General features: G+C 67.5%; 16 protein-coding genes. 7 read left to right on the forward strand and 9 right to left on the reverse strand.

The window, feature by feature from the left end; translation table 11 throughout:
- Positions 1 to 173 precede the first annotated feature (173 nt).
- The 3 genes from ABD05_RS29400 to ABD05_RS29410 are packed head-to-tail and all read right to left on the reverse strand — an operon-like array spanning position 174 to position 4,113.
- Positions 174 to 1,598 (reverse strand): cytochrome c, encoded by a 1,425-nt coding sequence (locus ABD05_RS29400; RefSeq protein WP_047903446.1) that lies wholly within the window; start codon positions 1,596 to 1,598, stop codon positions 174 to 176.
- On the reverse strand, positions 1,595 to 3,373 hold the full coding sequence (locus tag ABD05_RS29405; RefSeq protein ID WP_047903447.1) for a GMC family oxidoreductase: 1,779 nt from the start codon (positions 3,371 to 3,373) through the stop codon (positions 1,595 to 1,597). Before ABD05_RS29405 ends, ABD05_RS29400 begins: the two co-directional genes overlap by 4 nt.
- Positions 3,373 to 4,113 (reverse strand): gluconate 2-dehydrogenase subunit 3 family protein, encoded by a 741-nt coding sequence (locus ABD05_RS29410; protein ID WP_047903448.1) that lies wholly within the window; start codon positions 4,111 to 4,113, stop codon positions 3,373 to 3,375. Before ABD05_RS29410 ends, ABD05_RS29405 begins: the two co-directional genes overlap by 1 nt.
- A gap of 452 nt (positions 4,114 to 4,565) precedes the next feature.
- On the opposite strand from ABD05_RS29410, the gene ABD05_RS29415 reads away from it, so the two are divergent.
- Positions 4,566 to 4,832 carry an RNA 2'-phosphotransferase gene (locus tag ABD05_RS29415; RefSeq protein WP_047903449.1) on the forward strand — a complete coding sequence of 89 codons (267 nt, stop codon included), beginning with the start codon at positions 4,566 to 4,568 and terminating at the stop codon, positions 4,830 to 4,832.
- A gap of 12 nt (positions 4,833 to 4,844) precedes the next feature.
- Here ABD05_RS29415 and ABD05_RS29420 read toward each other — a convergent pair whose 3' ends face one another.
- Positions 4,845 to 5,261, reverse strand: coding sequence for a DUF3995 domain-containing protein (locus ABD05_RS29420; protein ID WP_047903450.1), 417 nt, complete (start codon positions 5,259 to 5,261; stop codon positions 4,845 to 4,847).
- A gap of 323 nt (positions 5,262 to 5,584) precedes the next feature.
- On the opposite strand from ABD05_RS29420, the gene ald reads away from it, so the two are divergent.
- Positions 5,585 to 6,700, forward strand: coding sequence for an alanine dehydrogenase (gene ald / locus ABD05_RS29425; protein ID WP_047903451.1), 1,116 nt, complete (start codon positions 5,585 to 5,587; stop codon positions 6,698 to 6,700).
- 387 nt (positions 6,701 to 7,087) lie between these two features.
- Here ald and polX read toward each other — a convergent pair whose 3' ends face one another.
- The 5 genes from polX to ABD05_RS29450 all read right to left on the reverse strand — a co-directional run bounded on the left by polX (position 7,088) and on the right by ABD05_RS29450 (position 13,185).
- Positions 7,088 to 8,812, reverse strand: a complete 1,725-nt coding sequence (gene polX, locus ABD05_RS29430) for a DNA polymerase/3'-5' exonuclease PolX (protein WP_047903452.1) — start codon at positions 8,810 to 8,812, stop codon at positions 7,088 to 7,090.
- A gap of 142 nt (positions 8,813 to 8,954) precedes the next feature.
- Positions 8,955 to 9,347, reverse strand: coding sequence for a TraR/DksA family transcriptional regulator (locus tag ABD05_RS29435; RefSeq protein WP_047903453.1), 393 nt, complete (start codon positions 9,345 to 9,347; stop codon positions 8,955 to 8,957).
- Positions 9,348 to 9,658: 311 nt separating this feature from the next.
- Positions 9,659 to 10,699, reverse strand: coding sequence for a glycosyltransferase family 4 protein (locus tag ABD05_RS29440; RefSeq protein ID WP_238594147.1), 1,041 nt, complete (start codon positions 10,697 to 10,699; stop codon positions 9,659 to 9,661).
- 285 nt (positions 10,700 to 10,984) lie between these two features.
- Complete coding sequence (locus ABD05_RS29445) at positions 10,985 to 12,370, reverse strand: undecaprenyl-phosphate glucose phosphotransferase (protein WP_047903885.1); 1,386 nt, start codon at positions 12,368 to 12,370, stop codon at positions 10,985 to 10,987.
- 32 nt (positions 12,371 to 12,402) lie between these two features.
- Positions 12,403 to 13,185, reverse strand: coding sequence for a Crp/Fnr family transcriptional regulator (locus tag ABD05_RS29450; protein WP_047903455.1), 783 nt, complete (start codon positions 13,183 to 13,185; stop codon positions 12,403 to 12,405).
- Between the two features lie 918 nt (positions 13,186 to 14,103).
- On the opposite strand from ABD05_RS29450, the gene ABD05_RS29455 reads away from it, so the two are divergent.
- The 5 genes from ABD05_RS29455 to ABD05_RS29475 all read left to right on the forward strand — a co-directional run bounded on the left by ABD05_RS29455 (position 14,104) and on the right by ABD05_RS29475 (position 18,522).
- Positions 14,104 to 14,886, forward strand: coding sequence for a Crp/Fnr family transcriptional regulator (locus ABD05_RS29455; RefSeq protein WP_175804786.1), 783 nt, complete (start codon positions 14,104 to 14,106; stop codon positions 14,884 to 14,886).
- Positions 14,887 to 15,054: 168 nt separating this feature from the next.
- Positions 15,055 to 15,306, forward strand: a complete 252-nt coding sequence (locus ABD05_RS29460) for an acyl carrier protein (protein WP_047903457.1) — start codon at positions 15,055 to 15,057, stop codon at positions 15,304 to 15,306.
- Complete coding sequence (locus tag ABD05_RS29465; protein ID WP_047903458.1) at positions 15,303 to 16,499, forward strand: acyl-CoA dehydrogenase family protein; 1,197 nt, start codon at positions 15,303 to 15,305, stop codon at positions 16,497 to 16,499. Before ABD05_RS29460 ends, ABD05_RS29465 begins: the two co-directional genes overlap by 4 nt.
- Complete coding sequence (locus ABD05_RS29470; protein ID WP_047903459.1) at positions 16,496 to 17,470, forward strand: amino acid--[acyl-carrier-protein] ligase; 975 nt, start codon at positions 16,496 to 16,498, stop codon at positions 17,468 to 17,470. Before ABD05_RS29465 ends, ABD05_RS29470 begins: the two co-directional genes overlap by 4 nt.
- Positions 17,467 to 18,522, forward strand: coding sequence for a DUF1839 family protein (locus ABD05_RS29475; RefSeq protein WP_047903886.1), 1,056 nt, complete (start codon positions 17,467 to 17,469; stop codon positions 18,520 to 18,522). Before ABD05_RS29470 ends, ABD05_RS29475 begins: the two co-directional genes overlap by 4 nt.
- The last annotated feature ends 16 nt before the right edge of the window (positions 18,523 to 18,538 follow it).

The following is an 18,538-nucleotide window of genomic DNA, read 5'->3' on the forward strand; positions in this document are numbered from 1 at the left end:
GTTCAAGAGTGGAAGGATAAGGGATGAGGCGGAACAATGGCGCGCCACCGCGAAAATTTCACGCGGCGGCGCGCCTGTGCGGGGTGCAACCCCGGCGAAGCGGCAGGCGCCGCGCGGGCTCGGCGGCGCCTTGAAGCGGCTCGGAAAGGCGGGGCTGACGCCCCGCCGCCCCGTCAGCGCGACGCTTGCGGGAACCGCGCGCCCGGCGGCGGTTCGGGCCGGGTCGACGGCACGCTCTTGCGCACCTTCGCGACCTGCGCGGCCGTCACCGGCGCGCCCGTATTGCCCCAGCTCGTGCGCACGAAGTTCGACACGTCCGCGACGTCCTGGTCCGACAGGCGCCAGCCGAACGGCGGCATCGTGAAGGTCGACGGCGCGGTGCGCGTGCCCTGCAGCGCACTGCCTTCCAGCACGACGTGGATCAGCGACGTCGGATCGCCGCCCTGCACGACCGGGTTGCCGGCGAGCGCGGGGAACACGCGCGTGTAGCCGTGGCCGTCGCTGCGGTGGCACGCCATGCAGTTGTCGCGATAGACGGCCGCGCCCGGCCTGCTCGCGTCGCCGGTCTGCAGCGCCTTCGCGGCGGCCGCGTCGTACACGTGCGGCTGCTCGCCCTGCACGCGCGGCGGCAGCGTCTTCAGGTAGCGCGCGATCGCATTCAGGTCGTCGTCGGTCATGTGCTGCATGCTGTGGCCGACCACGTCCGTCATCCCGCCGAACGCGGCCGTGCGCAGCGTGCGGCCGGTCTTCAGGAACTGCACGATCTCGGTTTCCGTCCACGTGCCGAGCCCGGTGCGCAGCTCGCCGCGCAGGCTCGTCGGCACCCAGCCGTCGATCGCCGCGCCGCCGGCCAGGAAGTCCGGGCCATCCGCGTCGGTCAGCCCGCGCTCCTGCATCGTCGGCGCGCGCGGCGTGTGACACGCGCCGCAGTGGCCGAGCCCCTGCACGAGATACGCGCCGCGCGCGACCACCGGGTCGGTGTACGGCGCCGCGTCGAACGGCTTCGGCGACGGCGCGAACATCTTGCGCCAGATCCCGAGCGGCCAGCGCATCGACAGCGGCCACACGATGTCGACCGTGCGGTTCTCGTGCTCGACGGGCGCGACGCCGTGCATGAAGTACGCGTACAGCGCCATCATGTCGTCGTCGGTGAGGCGCGCATAGGACGGGAACGGCATGGCCGGATACATCGTGTCGCCGTTCTTGCGCACGCCCTCGCGCACCGCGCGGGTGAAGTCGTCGAACGTCCAGCCGCCGAGGCCCGTTTTCGGGTCCGGCGTGATGTTCGTCGAATAGATGCCGCCGATCGGCGTGTCGAACTTCAGCCCGCCCGCGAACGGCTTGCCGCCGCTCGCCGTGTGGCACGCGATGCAGTCGCCCGCGCGGGCCAGGTATTCGCCGCGCTTGACGAGGTTCGCGTCGGCGGATTGGGCCACGGGCGCGGCGGTCGGGCCGGAAGCCGCCGCGGGCGCTGCCGCCGGTTGCGCGAAAGCCGCGGTGCCCGCGAGGCCGAATGCGGCCCAGGCCGCGCCGGCCGCCAGCGCGCGCCGCACCGGGGAAACGCGGCGCGCGGCGTTGTGGTTCATCGTCCTGTTCATGCGGTCACCAGCGGGGCGGGATTCTTCAGGTATTGCTCGCGGATCGCGCGTGCCGACCAGTAGGCCAGCGCCGCGATGATCCCGGTCGGGTTGTAGCCGATGCCCTGCGGCAGCGCCGAGGCGCCCATCACGAACACGTTGTGCACGTCCCAGCACTGCAGGTAGCGGTTCAGCACGCTCGTCTTCGGGTCGGTGCCCATGATCGCGCCGCCGACGAGGTGGGTCGTCTGGTACGCGCGCGAGTCGAAATGCTTGCCGAACTCGCGCGTCGACACGCCGATCGCCTTCGGCCCCATCGCTTCCGCGATCTTCTTCATCTGCCCGGTCACGTACTGCGCCATCCTGATGTCGTTGTCCTTCCAGTCGAAGGTCATCCGCAACAGCGGCTGGCCGTACGAATCGCGATAGGTCGGATCGAGGTCGAGATAGACGTCGCGGTACGACATGTTGGTGCCGTGCGCGTCCATCGAGATCGTGTGCGCGTAGTTGTCCTTGACCGCCTTCTTCCACGCCGAGCCCCACTGCGGCGTGCCGGGCGGCGTCGCGATGCCGCTGACCGGCTTCACGCCGGCCTGGTTCACCCACAGCGGCGAGCCGCCGACGAAACCGAGCGGCCCGTGATCGAAGTTGTCCGCGTTGAAATCGTCCACCGCGACGCCGTTGCCGCCCGCGCCGATGAACGGATTCGTGTAGGTGTCCTTGTCGAAGAACGCCTTGATCGTCGACAGGTTCTGGTACGCGAAATTGCGGCCCACGACGCCTTCGCCGGAGATCGGGTCGTACGGCTTGCCGATGCCCGACAGCAGCAGCAGGTGCACGTTGTGATACTGGAACGCGGCCACGATCACGAGATCGGCCGGCTGGTGCACTTCGCGCCCGGCCGGGTCGACGTAGGTGACGCCCGTCGCGCGTTTCTTCGTATCGTCGAGGTCGACGCGCAGCACGTGGCACTTCGAGCGCAGCTCGAAGTTCGGCGCCTGCTTCAGCGCGGGCAGGATGTTCAGGTTCGGCGACGCCTTCGAGTACATGTAGCACGCGTAGCCGCTGCAGTAGCCGCAGAAATTGCACGGGCCCATCTGCACGCCGTACGGGTTCGTGTACGGCCCCGACGTGTTCGCCGACGGCAACCGGTACGGATGCAGGCCTAGCGACTGCGCCGCATCGAAGAAGCGCTGCGCCGAATAGGTATTGAGCTGCGCGGGCAACGGGAAATCGTTGCTGCGGTTCGCTTCGAACACGTTGCCGTCGCCGACCACCTTGCCGCCGACCTTGTACGCCTGCCCCGACGTGCCGAACACCTTCTCGGCGAAATCGAAATGCGGCTCGAGCTCGTCGTAGCTGACGCCGGTATCCTGGATCGTCATCCCTTCGGGGATGAACTTCTTGCCGTAGCGCTCTTCATAGTGGCTGCGCAGGCGCAGCTCTTCCGGCGTGATCCGGAAATGCACGCCCGACCAGTGCAGCCCCGCGCCGCCGACGCCCTCGCCCGGCAGGAACGCGGCGAGCTGCCGATACGGCAGCGCGGTGTCCTGCACGCCGTGGCGGATCGACACGGTCGTCTTCGACAGGTCGAGGAACAGCTTCTTGCGGATGTTGTAGGTCAGCTCGTCGATCGTGTTCGGATACGCGCCGTCCGGATAGGTGTCGCGATACTCGCCGCGCTCGAGCGCGACGACCTTCAAGCCCGCTTCGGTCAGTTCCTTCGCGAGAATCGCGCCGGTCCAGCCGAAGCCGACGATCACCGCATCGACATGCGGCTTGTTATCTGCGGCCATCAGGTGCGCTCCCCGTTGATCGAGACGGGGCCGTACGGATAGGGCTTGCCGTTCTGGTTGACGAAATCCATGAAGTCCGCGCGCGCCCCCGGAAAGCCGATCATCTTCCACGCGGCCATGTCGCGATTGCCGCCGTGTACCGGATCGCAGAAGTAGCCTTCGCGCGTGTTCTGCAGCAACTGGCCGAAGAACACGCCGGGCGGCACGTCGTCGATCTGTGCGCCGCCCTTCTCCAGCGCGCCGAGCACGGTGTCGCGCGTCGGCGCGTCGAGTTCCGCGAACGCCTTGCCGTGAGCCTTCTCGCAATAGCGGTTGACGGCCACGATGCCGAGCCTGTAGATGTCGCGCGGCACGAGCTTCAACTGGTAGCCGAGCTCGGGCACGCCCTGCTGGAACGGCCCCTGCATGTACCACGTCGCGCCGTGCGCATACGGCGTCTCCATCTGGCGGTCGATGAATTCGGGCACGCCCGATTCGAGCGCGCCGGGGCCTTCGGCGTCGGCCGGTATCAGCCGGTCGACGGCGGCCTGGACGAACGCCCACTCCTTCGCATCGAAGAAGGTCGGCTTGTACGGGGCGCGTTCGGCGCCGGCCGATGCGGCGAGCGCGTTGCCGGCCGTCGTCGCGGATGGCGACGACGAGCGCAGGTCGCAGCCGGCGACCGACGCGATCGGCACGAGCGCGACCGACGTGCGCAGGAAGCGGCGACGCGAGTTGGGTTTGTCAGGTGGCGTGGACATGGTCGGATGTTGATCGTTGGGGATCGGGGGCCGGACGCGCGCATTCCGCATGCGGCGAGTCCGGCACGGCAGCCATGCCGCATGCGGCCGGCCGTCCTGTTCATTCGTGTGTTGCGAACAACCTCGATGCGGACACCGGCCGCGCGATGTGCTGCGGCGGCGTCGTGCAGCCGCGTGCGTGCCGGTTCCGGCAGCGCTGCGCGGATCGGCCTCTTCGCGGACCTTATCTTCGGACAAATACCCGCCTTCCGGCCCGCATCTGCCCGCTATCGCCATGACCCTGATCCAACTTAGACGCCGCGTTTGCCGGCGGCAAGCGCGGCGTGCACGACCCTCTTTCGGGTCCGGCGACGCGTGGCGCGAATTATATATGGAACCGGTTCCATTACTAGGTGGTTCGATGCAATTCAATGCGTCGAAAATTGCAACAATTGAAAAATCCGGAAGCGGGAATGCGCAAGGATGGCGCGATCGCCGGCCGATCCGCGATTCGGGCGCAAGGGCTGAAACCCGGCGCCCGTCATCACGTGCACCTGTCGCCGGACATCCGGACTGCATTGGCCGTCGGCACGCGCTACGGCGTGCCCGCGATTCTCGAAGTCGATGCGCAGCGCATGCACCGGCAAGGCCACACGTTCTTCGTCGCCGAAAACGGCGTCTGGCTGACCGATGCCGTGCCGGCCGAATACCTCACACGGATCGACAAGCCGGCGCGCTGAGCCGCACGCCGCTCACCACGGCCAGAACATCGACGCGAGGGACAGCGCGAGCGCCGCGCAAAGCGGCGAGTAATACAGCGTGTCCATCCGCGCGAAACGCGACCCGCGAATCCGCTTGAAAAAGCCGACATAGCGGAAATCGCCGACGGCCCGCACCGCGAAGATCAGTGCGAACGCAACGACCGCGAACGCGATCGTGCCGGGATACGCGTTCCGCCCCAGCCAGCCGGCACGCGTGGCGACCACGCATGCGCCGGCCAGCAGCGCCACCGCGACGGCAAGCGTGCCGACGGCGGTCGGCCGCAGCAGCGGCACGCCGTCCTGCTCCGGAATGGCCGCACGCTTGCCGAGCCGCCCGCCAAACGCCCAGTAGACGTGAACGAGCGCGATCGCGCAAAGCGTCGGCACGCTGAAATACGCACCGGTCATGTCGGTAAATGTCCTTGTCTCGTTGTCTCGTTGTTTTGCCGGAAGGGTTCCGGCACGCGGCCCCGGCCCGCGACACGCATGACGATACCGAAACCCGCCAGTGCGTGCATTGCGACGTCCGGTCGCAACTCGCCGCGGCGCGTGCTGCGGTGCAATGCGCAGGCATCGTCACGCCGGCCGCCCGCTTGACTTCCCTCCGCGCACTACTACGCTGGTATTCCAGTACTGCGGTCGGCATGCCCCTGCGCAACCGGCCGCACGTGCATCGTTCGCCGCGCGGCGCACCTGCACGACAACGATAACGAAGGCCATGGAGGCGACTCATGCTGATCGGTGTGCCGAAGGAGATCAAGAACCACGAATACCGCGTCGGCCTCACGCCGGCCAGCGCGCGCGAACTCACGCGGCACGGCCACACCGTGCTCGTGCAGCGCGGCGCGGGCACGGCGATCGGCCTGCTCGACAACGACTACACGGCCGCGGGCGCGTCGCTCTGCGACGGCGCCGACGAAATCTTCGCGCGCGCCGACATGATCATCAAGGTCAAGGAGCCGCAGCTGGCCGAATGCGCGATGCTGCGGCGCGGGCAGATTCTCTACACGTACCTGCATCTCGCGCCCGATCCCGAACAGGCGGCCGCGCTCGTGAAGTCCGGCGCCGTCTGCATCGCCTACGAAACCGTGACGGGGCCCGGCGGCGGCCTGCCGCTGCTCGCGCCGATGAGCGAAGTGGCGGGACGCATGTCGATCCAGGTCGCGGCGACCCACCTCGAAAGCCCGCGCGGCGGCCGCGGCCTGCTGATGGCCGGCGTGCCCGGCGTGCCGGCCGCACATGTGGTCGTGCTCGGCGCGGGCGTGGTGGGTACCGGTGCGCTGCAGATGGCGGTCGGCCTCGGCGCGCGCGTCACCGTGCTCGACAACAACGTGAACCGCCTGCGCCAGCTCGACCTCGTCTTCGCCAACCGGATCACGACCGTCTGCTCGAATGCGCAGACGATCGACGAAGCCGTGCGCGATGCCGACGTCGTGATCGGCGCCGTGCTCGTGCCCGGCGCATCGGCGCCGCGGCTCGTCACGCGCGACATGATCGCGACGATGCGCACGGGTGCCGTCGTCGTCGACGTCGCGATCGACCAGGGCGGATGCTTCGAGACATCGCATGCGACAACGCACGCGGACCCGACCTTCGTCGTCGACGGCGTCGTGCACTACTGCGTCGCGAACATGCCCGGCGCGGTCGCGCGCACGTCGACCTTCGCGCTGAACAACGCGACGCTCGGGCATGCGCTCGCGCTCGCCGACAAGGGCTGGAAACAGGCGATGGCCGACGATCCGCATCTGCGCGCGGGCCTGAACGTCTGCGACGGGCGCATCACGTACGAGGCGGTCGCGCTGGCGCTCGGCCTGCCTTATGTGCCGGCCGCCGGCGTGCTCGCATGACGACGCCGGCTCGATGTCGAGCGCACGGTGGCGCGTGACGCACGCGCCGCCGGCCGCCCTCACGCGCGCTTCGAGCGGCTCCGCTTCGACCCGCCGCCCCAGGGCCTGTTCCCGCTAATAACGGGCTTGCGAACGTGCGTTGCCGGTCGTAGTGCAAGGAGCGAGGAGCGCCGTTTGGCCGAGCCAAACAAGCGACGATCGACGCCGCAATACGGCCGGCAACGCACGTTCCCCTGTTTGGAAAAATTCATTCGTGGGGCTGGCCCCCAGAAGGGCCGATCGCCGCGTCATGCTCCTCGCGAATACGTCGAGTATTCGCTTCGTCGCATTCCTTGCGCTTGGCCCTTCTGGGGGCCAGCGCAAGCCCGTTAATAGCGGGAACAGGCCCTACATCGTGCGCGCCAGCAATGGCCTCAGTTGCGCGAGCGTGCGCGTGTTGAGCACGTCCGGCCGCGTGAGCCAGCCGCGTCGCGCCTGATCGACGCCGTACGCGAGGTTGTCGAGTTCGTCCGCGCTGCACGCATCCGAGCCGATCGCGACCGGCACGCCGGCCTTCGCGGCCTCGCGGCACCAGATGTCCGGCAGGTCGAGCCGCCGCGGCTGCGCATCGAGTTCGACGAAGCAGCCGCGCGCCGCAGCCTGCGCGATCACGCGCGGCACGTCGAGTTCGCATGGGTCGCGCTCGCCGAGCACGCGGCCGGTCGGGTGCGCGAGTATCGTGAAATGCGGATGATCCATCGCGCGCAGCATGCGGTCGGTCTGAGCGGCGCGCGACAGGTCGAAGCCATCGCGTACCGCGCCGACGACGAGATCGAGCCGGCCGAGCATCGCGTCGGGCACGTCGAGGCTGCCGTCCTTGCGAATGCCGGCTTCCACGCCCTTGAGCAGCACGAAATCGTCGAACGACGCATTGACGCGATCGATCTCGTCGAGCTGCCGCACGAGCCATTCGAAGCCGTTGCGGCCGCCGCCGGCAGGCGGTGCGCGGTCGGTGACGGCCAGGTACGCAAGCCCGCGTGCGCGCGCCGCGTCGGCCATCGCACGCAGGCTGTCGCGGCCGGCCGATGCATTCGTATGCGCATGCAGGTCGCCGTGAATGTGCTTGCGCTCGACCAGCGCCGGCAGCGTGCCGGCGCGCGATGCGTCGATCTCGCCGCGATTCTCGCGCAGCTCGGGCGGCACGTCGTGCAGCCCGATTGCGGCGTAGACCGACGCCTCCGTTGTGCCGGCAATCCGCTCGTCACCGCGAAACACGCCGTATTCGTTGATCTTCAGCCCGCCGGCCTGCGCGATCCTGCGCAGCGCGATGTTGTGCGCCTTCGATCCGGTGAAGTAGACAAGCGCCGCGCCGAACGCATCGGCGTCGACCACGCGCAGGTCGACCTGCAACCCGCTGTCGAGCACGACGCTCGACTTCGTCTTGCCGTGCGCGAGCACGCGCGCCACCTTGCCGTAGCCGACGAACACGTCGGCGACCGCAACCGGATCGCGTGCGGTGACGAGAATGTCGAGATCGCCGACCGTCTCGCGGCGGCGGCGAAAACTGCCGGCCGGCACGGCCTTGCCGACGCCTGCGACCGCGCGCAGGCGTTCGAGCAACTGCGTCAGCGCTTGTGCGGCATCGGGCAGCAGGAAGCGCTGCGGTTCGCGCTGCAGGCGATCGTCGATCGCTTCGAGCAGATGCGCTTCGGTTTTCGCGCCGAAGCCCGGCAGCTCGCGCACGTGCCCGCTTTTCGCTTCGACGCGAAGCTGTTCGAGCGAATCGATGTGCAGCGCATCATGCAGCGCCTTCACGCGCTTCGCGCCGAGCCCCGGCACGTCGAGCAGCTCGACGATCGCGCCCGGCAGCGCGTGGCGCAGCGTTTGCTGCAGTTCGCAGGTGCCGGTCGCGGCGATCTCGCGCAGCTTCGCCGCGAGATCGGGGCCGATCGACGGAATCTTCCCGAGGTCGTCGCCGTTGGCGATCATCGTCGGGATATCGCGCCCGTAGTCGGCGATCGTCCGTGCGGCGTTGCGGTACGCACGCACGCGGAACGGATTGGCGCCCTGGATCTCGAGCATGTCCGCGATCTCGGCGAACACGGCCGCGCACTCGGCGTTGTGGATCGGCATGATCGGCGTGGCTCCCTTCCACGTGGATGGCGCCGCACGCGTGCGCGACGGCGTCTGCCCGCCCGGCGCCGCATGTCGACGCCGCCGGGCGCCCGTTCTTCATCCTACGCCGGCCGTGCAGCGCGAAGGCGGGATCGCGACGTCAGAGCGATGCGCGCGGCGTCGTCGCGTAGCGTCGTTCGTAGACCGACTGGCAATGCGTGCAGCGTTCGGCCGCCGGGCGCGCGAGCAGGCGCTCATAACCGACCGGCGCATCGCAATCGATGCACTCGCCGTAGCTGCCGTCGCGCATCCGCAGTTGTGCGCGCCCGATCGCGCGCAGTTCGGTCAGCTTCATGCCGATCAATGCATGATCGACGTCGACGAACAGATCCGCGTTCGCCTCGTCGCCCTCGTCCGGCGACGCGCCGGCAAGGTCCGCATAGGATTCCGACGCGCGCTGGTCTTCGCTCGTGCGGATTTCCGCACGCAGCGTCTGCTCGCTCTCTTTCAGCCGCTGTTGCAGCGTCTGCCGTTGTTGTTGGTCGAGCGCCATGGCCGTCTCTCCTGTTCCGGGTTCCGCGCGGAAAGTATGGCGCGCGGTGTCGCGCCGGTGCGCGGCGGGCAGACACGACCGGCGCCGCCGCGCCCGGATGTGCGCCCGGACGCACGAAGCGCCGGATGCATTCGACGCAGGATAAACCCATTGAACACGCGTGTGTTGACCGGAATCAGCGCGACACGCGGCGCTCGCCGCATGCGTGCGGAAACTGGGGACCGACACGAAAACGCGGCCTCACCGGATTCGTCTGACGCAAGCGCCGCAGAAATCGCCCGATACGCGGCGCAACGTTGCGTCATCGCATGTCAGGCATCGGCACGAACGATGTCGAGCAACGCGCGCGCCGAGCGCTGCCAGCTATAACGCCGTGCGTGCTCGCGGCCCATCGTGCGCAGCCGCGCTCGCAGTTCGGGATCGTCCATCACGCGCGCGATCGACGCCGCGATATCCGGCGGCGAATACGCATCGCAGAACAGCGCCGCGCCGCTGCAGACTTCCGGGAGTGCGCCCTCGTGCGACACGACGACGGGGCAGCCGCACCGCATCGCCTCGAGCGGCGGCAGCCCGAACCCTTCGTACAACGATGGAAAGACGAAGCAGCCGGCGTGCTCGTACAGCGCCTTCAGTTCGCCGTCGGTCACGTAGCCGGCCCACGTGATGTACGGGTCGTCTTCGCGCAAGCCGGCCGCCCGTGCGCCGAAGATCTTCGCATTGGCGCCGCCCGCGATCACGAAGCGCAACATCGGGTGCGACTCGCGCATCAGCGCGATCGCGGCAAGCGCTCGCACGAGATTCTTGCCGGGCGCGAGCGACCCGACGAACAGCACGTAGTGGTCCGTCTCCAGATTCAGCCGCGACAGCACGGCGGGGTCGGCATCGATCCGGTCGATATGATCGACTGCGCCCGGCACGACCGACAGGAGTGCAGGCGGCACGCCAAGCCGCGCGGCCAGCCGCGCCCGCGAAAAATGCGAGACCGTCACGATATGGCGTGCGCGCCGCTTCAGGATCGAGAACGCGAAGCGATACCACAGACGGAACGCGAGCGAATAACCGGCCGGCAGATCGAAAATCGCCGCATCATGAATCATCAGCAATTGATCGCGCTTCGCCAGCGGCCCGATGTTGCACAGGCTCAGCAAGGTCCGGCCGCGCGTCGTGCGCGGCAGCGTCCATTGTTCCCAGAGCGCACCGTGCCGGCGATCGGAGGTCTGCGACCGTGCGCCGGCCGGCAATGCCGCCGGATCGTGATCGGACGGCACGACGAGCGCCGGCGCATCGTCGGCGTTCGCGAGGCGTGCTAGTTCGGCCGTCAGTTCGTATGCCACCCGCTGAACGCCCGTCATGCGCTGCGCAGTGAATTTTCCGTTGATTGCGAGGCGGTGCAACCGCGTGGTGTGCGCGGCTGTGCCGACGCCCCGCTCCGCGCGCGCTTCCTGCAACGCAGGTACGCTTCGCTCCCGAATCGACGTTGACATGATCGTGACTGTTCCGATGGCTGCGGCGCGCTTGCGCGCCGCCGGACACCCCGTTACGCGGGATGCTGCTGTGCCGTCAGTGTGTCCGCCGCCCGCGATCCGGTCGGTACGTTCGACCGCACAACGCAGCGCTTTCCGGACGATTCGCGATCCTCAGAATGCGTTGCGCCCGATGAAGCCGCGCACGACCGTCAACAGGATGATCTTCATGTCGAACCAGAAGCTCCAGTTCTGCATGTAGAACAGATCGAACTTCACGCGTGCGGCCATCGCCTCGACCTTGCGCGTCTCGCCGCGATAGCCGTTCACCTGTGCCCATCCGGTGATGCCGGGCCGCACGCGGTAGCGGTACATGTAGCAGTCGATCAGTTGCCGATAGAAGTCGTCGTGCTCGATCGCGTGCGGACGCGGGCCGACGACCGACATCTGCCCGAACAGCACGTTGAAGAACTGCGGCAGCTCGTCGAGCGACGTGCGCCGCAGGAACGCGCCGACGCGCGTGATGCGCGAATCGTTGCGCGACGCCTGCCGCAGGACGCCCGGCTGGACGCGATGCACGCGCATCGTCCTGAACTTCAGGATGTCGAACTCGCGGCCGTCGACGCCCTTGCGACGCTGCCTGAACAGCACGGGCCCCGGCGACGACAGCTTGACTGCGATCGCCAGCATCGACAGCAGCGGCAGCAACGGAATCAGCACGCCGACCGCGAACAGCCGGTCGAACGCGAACTTCGCCCACAGCTCCGGCGCGGAGCGCGGCGTGGTCGCGAGATTGATCGCCGGCATGCCGAGCACGTCGGTCGCCGAACGATCGACGACTGCCATCTGCCGCACGTCGGGCAGCAGCCGCAGCTCGACGAATTCGTCGCGCAGCTCGCGCACGATGCGCTGGATCCGCCACTCGTGCGACATCGGCAGCGTCAGCCATACCTCGTCGATCTCGCCGCCGCGAATCATGTCGCGCAACGCGTTCCAGTCGTCGATCACCGGCACGCCGCCGATGCCGCCCGCGGCAGCCGGCGCATCGTCGTCGAAGACGCAGGCCGCCACGAACGGGCCATTCGATGCGAGCTGCATCCGCTCGATCGCCACGCGCCCGTACGCGGTTGCGCCGACGACGGCCACGCGGCGCTGCCGCGTGCGCGGGTCGTCACGCGTCAGCGCGAGCGCCAGCAGCGCGGCGCGGCCGAGCAGCAGCGCCGCATCGCCGGCCAGCACCGTGCGCACGATCCAGCGTGTCGTGACCGTGCCGCCGCGGTTCATGATCCACATCGTGCCGGCCACCGTCAGCACGCTCGCGCAGACGACGGCCACCATCGTCTGCGTCAGTACGTGTGTGCCGCCATGCGGCGCCACGCCGCCGCGCACGGTGCGCAGGTAACGCGGCAGCAGCGCCGCGGTCAACACGCACAGCAGCGCGATCGCCCCGCGCTGCGCATCGGACAGCTCGCGCCACGCCAGGCCCGACGCCGCCTGCGCCGCGAGCGCCCCTGCCAGCACGAGCACGACGTCGGTCGCCGCGATCGCGGCACGCCGCATCGTATTCGCTCCACCGGACACCGACTGCATCGTCACGCACCATGTGCCGGGAATCCGCAACGTGCGTCCGGCATGCGGGGGCGCACCGGCATCGGCCGCGCATTCCCGCGCGTGCCGAGCAACCTGCGATAGTCGGCGCGGATCAGGTCGTAGCATTCGCACGCGTGATGTTCGAGGCCGTCGCGGTCGAGCAGCGTGATGCGGCCGCGGCGCTGGCGGATCAGCCCGGCTTCCTGCAGGTTGCCGGCCGCTTCCGTCACGCCCTCGCGCCGCACGCCGAGCATGTTCGCGATCGTCTGCTGCGTGACAGTCAGCTCGTCGCCGTCGATACGGTCGTGCACCAGCAGCAGCCAACGGCTGAGCTGCTCGCTGACCGAGTGATGCCGGTTGCACAGCGCGCTGCGCGAGATCTGCGCCATCGTCGCCTGGCAGTAGTTGAGCAGCAGCCGGTAAGTCTCGGGCGACCGCTCGAATTCGGCGCGCATCACGCAGGTCGGCACGCGATAGGCCATGCCGCCGATGCGCACCTCGACCCGGTTCGACGCCGCGACACCACCGACCAGCGTGCCAAGCCCGACCACGCCTTCGCGGCCGACCACCGCCACCTCGACCATCGCGCCGTCCTCCATCAGGTGCTGCACCGACATCATTGCCGTCGTCGGGAAATGCAGATGGCGCATCGGCTCGCCGACCCGGTCGAGCATGCCGGCCTTGATCCTGACCAGTTCGAGATGCGGTGCGATGGTGCGGATGCTGTCCTCCGGGAGGGCATCGAGGATGGCATTCGCCGAGTAGCTCGAGTGAAGATGAAGCATGTCTGTATCCCTTTTATCGTCCGCGCCGCCTGCAGCCGCATGCACGGAACTCGTTATCGCGATGCGCGCCCGGACGTAGGCAGCGGTTGCGGCCCACAACCCTGAATCCGACCGACCATCGGCTTTTGCCGCTGGATTGAGTCGACCGTCCCGTTTCGACACGCCAGCCCGAATAAGCGATTTACGTGCCAATACCCGCCCATCCTTAATATATGAATCACGTCCGATTTAGATCGACCGAATAACCCGCCTAAAACTCGAAAAACGTCTCATTTCCGGACACTCTTCCGCGCGACGGACACAGCACGGCTTTCGCCTGACCAATTCACGCAGCGAATCGAAGCCGCCGCAGCGGTGCCGCGAGGCTTATCGGTCATATACTTACAGTCGATTTTCAATTGTTTCCGTGATGTGCCGGACAACATGTGACAGCGCCTCCACGCTTCACACGGTCGTTTGAAACTGTCTCAAATTTGAATCGGCTCACTAAATTCAGGCTTTGTCACCCGCCGCACACATCGCTCACAAGTCATTGATCCAATTGAACAATCATGCACTCTCCGTTTATTTGTCAAATAATGTTCAATGGTCTTTCGGCACTTTCCCTGTACGATGCACGGCTTCGACCGATTGATTCCCGATCGACATTGAATGGCTGACCCGCCTGTCATTCCGCTCCAGGATGATTAATTTCTCGAAAATGAATCATTAAATCCGGATAACGTTTGCATCGAATCAAAATCGTCAAACTTTGTGAAATGACGCAATGTGCAATTGGTTGAATTCAATTGCGTGCTAGCCTTTCCGCAGCATCGTCATTCGATTTTCGATGAACACAAGTCCGCACGAGCGTGCGAAATTCCCTTTTCCGGGGTATCGCCGCGACGACGCGTGACCGCCACCCAACGAGGATGCGCCGTGACTCACCAGGCCCCCGACGCCGTCGCGCACGCGAACGGCATGATCGAGCTTTCCCACAGCTTCGATGCGAACCGCTTTCTCGCGGCCGTCGATCGCGACGAACTCGCCACGCTGGTTCCCCACCTCCAACTCGTTCACCTGAAATCGGGGCAAGTGCTGTGCGAACCCGGCGAAATGCTCGCCGCGGTCTACCTGCCCGTCACGACGGCGATTTCGCTGCAGTACGTGTCGTCCGGCGGCATGACGCTGGAAGTCGCGGAGATCGGCAGCGAAAGCGTGGTGTGCGACGACGTGATCGGCGGCAGCGGCCACATGCCGTGCCGTGCCGTCGCCTGCCGCGACGGCTTCGTCTACCGGCTCGACCGGCGCGTGTTCGCGGCCGCGTTCGACGTGTCGCCGGTGATCCGCCATCTCGTGTTCGTCTGCGTGCGGCTGCTGATGGCGCAGGTCTCGCAGATCACGTTCTGCAGCCGTCATCACGTGCTCAAACATCAGTTATGCAGATGGTTCCTGCTGGCGTACGACCGCACGCGCAGCATCGAGATCCAGGTCACGCACAGCATGCTGGCGCAGATGCTCGGCGTGCGGCGGGAAACGGTCACGGACGCCGCCGGCGAAATCCAGAAGCTCGGCCTGATCCGCCAATACCGAAGCTCGATCGAGCTCGCCGACCTCGACGGCCTCGAGAAGATGTCGTGCGGCTGCCGCGCGATCGTGCGCGACGAGATGAAGCGCATCCTGTCGGCCGACTCGGGCGTGCCGGCCGCATCGCGTGCCTGATTGCCGCGCCGATTCGTGCGGCGCCTGCGTGCGGGGTTAGCGGTTTGTAGGGTGGCGAACAGAACGCCGTGCGTGCGAATGGTCTACTGATGCCGGACTGCCGGGGGGATGTCAGCGCAATGCGCGCGTCTGCCCGAGCGGACGACACCACGCACGCCGGAGCCGCACGTGAAAAACGAAATCAGAACCATCCTCAAACACGTCGCCCACCTCGAAGCCGCGATCGATTCGATCGGCGACGGGGACGACCTCTACGAAGCAGGCCTCTCGTCGCTCGATACGATCCAGTTGATGCTCGCGATCGAGAAGCAGTTCAACATCGAGATTCCCGACGAGATGCTGAACCGCAACCTGTTCCGCAGCATCGACGCACTCGCGGACACGATCGCCACGCTGCAACGCAGCGAGCACTCCGCATGAGCGCGCTGCTCCCCGAACTCGCGGCCGACAGCGAATCGCATCGGCTCGACGAGGCCGCGCACGCCGTCGCACAGATCGCCGCGCAGCACGCGGATGCGGTCGACCGCGACGCGCGCTGCCCCGTCGAGGCGATCGAGGCGATGCGCGCACGCCGGTTGCTGGGCGCGATGGTGCCGGCCCATCTCGGCGGCGCGGGCGCGACGCTGGAAGAGATCGCTTCGGCCTGCTCGATCCTCGGCCAGGCCTGCGCATCGTCGGCGATGGTGTTCGCGATGCACCAGATCCAGGTCGCCTGCATCGTCAACCACGCCGTCGACCAGGGCTGGCACAAGCTGTTCCTGCAGCAGCTCGTGCGCCACCAGTGGCTGCTCGCGTCGGCCACGTCGGAAGACGGCGTCGGCGGCAACCTGCGCGTGAGCCAGTGCGCGCTCGAAACCAGCGGCGGCGAGTTCCGGCTGCGCAAATCCGCGCCGACGATCTCGTACGGCGACTACGCCGACGGCATCCTCGCGACCGCGCGACGCGACGCGGACGCGCCGGCTTCCGAACAGGTGCTCGTCACGCTGCTGCGCGACGGTTATACGCTCACGCGCCGCGGCGAATGGGACACGCTCGGGATGCGCGGCACGTGCAGCAACGGCTTCGTGCTCGACGCACAGGGCGCCGCCGTTCAGTGCCTGCCGGTGCCGTTCGCGAAGATCGCCGAAGACACGATGGTGCCGGTCTCGCACATCCTGTGGGCCGCGGTCTGGATCGGCGTGGCCGGCGACGCATTCCATCGCGCACACCAGTTCTTCCGCGCGCAGGCACGCCAGACCGACGGCGCGCCGTCGCCCGCGTCGCGGCGCATCGCCGAATCGCTCGAGCTGATGCAGGCGATGCAGGCCCGCGTCGACACCGTGCTGCGCCTCCACGCGAATACGTCGGCCCGATCGTGGTCGGCCGGCATGGCCTGGGCCGCCGAGATCAACACGCTGAAGACCTACGTGTCGACCACGGCACTCGAAGTCGCGCAACAGGCAATGATGATCTGCGGGATGGCCGGCTACAAGCAAGGCACGCCGTTCAGCATCGGCCGCCACATTCGCGACCTGCACGCGGCGCCGCTGATGATCAGCAACGACCGCATTGCCGCCAACACTGCGAGCCTGCTGCTCGCGCTGCGTCCTGCGACGCTGGAGAAACATTCGTGAACGATCGCCTCGCCGTGCCCTCCACCGCCCCCACTCCCGCCGACGCGCCGCTCGACCGCGCGGGCGTCAACCCGCTGCGCGACGAGTTGATCGACGCCGGCCTGCTGGTCTCGACCGGCATCCAGGGCCTGTTCGGCCGCAGCGAGCGGTTCGAGCGCGTCGTCGAAGCGCTCGACGCGTTCGTCACGCGCCTCGGCGCCGACCAGCAGGCCGAAGTGCTGCGCTTCCCGCCGGCGATGAGCCGCCTGGAGTTCGAGCGCAGCGAATACATGAAGAGCTTCCCGCAGCTCGCGGGCAGCGTGCATGCGTTCTGCGGCGACGAGCACCAGCACCAGCGCCTGCTGCAGTGCCTCGATCGCGGCGACGACTGGACGGAAAACCAGAAGCCGACCTACGTCGTGATGACGCCGGCCGCGTGCTACCCGGTCTATCCGGTCGTCGCACGCGCGGGCGCGCTACCCGGCGACGGCCGGATCGTCGACGTGTTCTCGTACTGCTTCCGCCACGAGCCGTCGCTCGACCCGACCCGGATGCAGTTGTTCCGGATGCGCGAATACGTGCGGATCGGCACGCCCGAGCAGATCGTCGCGTTCCGCGAGACGTGGATCGAGCGCGGCACGCGGATGATCGACGCGCTGCGCCTGCCGAACGCGATCGATCTCGCGAACGACCCGTTCTTCGGGCGCGGCGGCAAGATCGTCGCGAACAGCCAGCGCGAGCAGAACCTGAAGTTCGAGCTGCTGATCCCGATCGAGCACGACGACCGGCAGACGGCATGCCTGAGCTTCAACTACCACATGGATCATTTCGGGCTGCTGTGGGACATCCGCACCGCGACGGGCGACGTCGCGCACACGGGCTGCGTCGGCTTCGGCCTCGAACGGCTCACTCTCGCGCTGTTCCGCCACCACGGCTTCGATATCGACGCGTGGCCGCGCGACGTCCGCGACGTGCTGTGGGGGACGCGATGAGGTTCGTGTCCCGCGACGGCGAAGACGCGTCGTTCGACGCCGTGCGCCATCGTGCGCGTCATTACCGGCCGCACCCGCTGCACAGTCAGGAGATGGTCTGGAAGCAGACCAACTGCTACGTCGACATGTGGCTCGAGGTGCTCCGCTGGTGGGGCTTCAATCCGTATGCGGCGCTGCCGTTTACGATCGCGCTCGATTTCGAGGGCGACCAGTTCACGTTCTTCAAGTTTCCGCACGACGAACTGGAGCGGCTCTACGGGATCGTCGTGCAGGAGCACTCGATCTACGAGCCGCTCGACCAGCACATCGAAACGCAGGTCGCGCGCGGTCACCTGATGATCGTCGAGGTCGACGCGTGGTTCCTGCCCGACACGCGCGGCAGCAGCTATCGCACGCAGCACACGAAGACGACGATCGGCATCGACGCGATCGATCGCGCGAAACACCAGATCGGCTATTTCCACAACAGCGGTTATTACGTGGCCGAGGATTTCGACTACAACGGGCTCGTCGGCGGCAGTTCGCCGATGACGCTGCCGCCGTACGTCGAAATCGCGAAGCGGCGCTTTGCGCCGCTCGACGAGCGCGTGCTCTGCGACGCATCGCTCGCCGCGCTGCAGCGCCACCTGCGGCGCCTGCCGGTCGTCGATCCGATCGCGGCATTCCGGCGGCAGTTGCAGACCGATGCGAAGACGCTCGCCGATGCGCCGCTCGAACACTTCCATGCGTACTCGTTCAATTCGGTGCGGCAGCTCGGCGCGAATTTCGAACTGTTCGGCCATTACGCGCGCTGGCTGCAGGCCAGCGGCTGCGTCGGGCCGTTCGCCGAGATCCGCGCCGCGTGCGACCGCATCGCGTCCGAAGCGATGGTGCTGGAGTTCCGGCTCGCGCGCGCCTGCGCACGCGGCAAGGAGGAACGCGGCGATTCGACGCTCGAAGCGATCGGGGCCGCCTACGTCGACCTCGTTGCCTGCGCGCGGCAGATCGGCTCGCCGCTGCGGCACGTGACGCCCGCGCGCAGCGACGCGGCGCCCGTGCCGGCCATGCGGTGACGCGCGCGCGTACCCT

Origin of the sequence: Burkholderia pyrrocinia (assembly GCF_001028665.1) — a bacterium.
GTDB lineage: Bacteria > Pseudomonadota > Gammaproteobacteria > Burkholderiales > Burkholderiaceae > Burkholderia > Burkholderia pyrrocinia.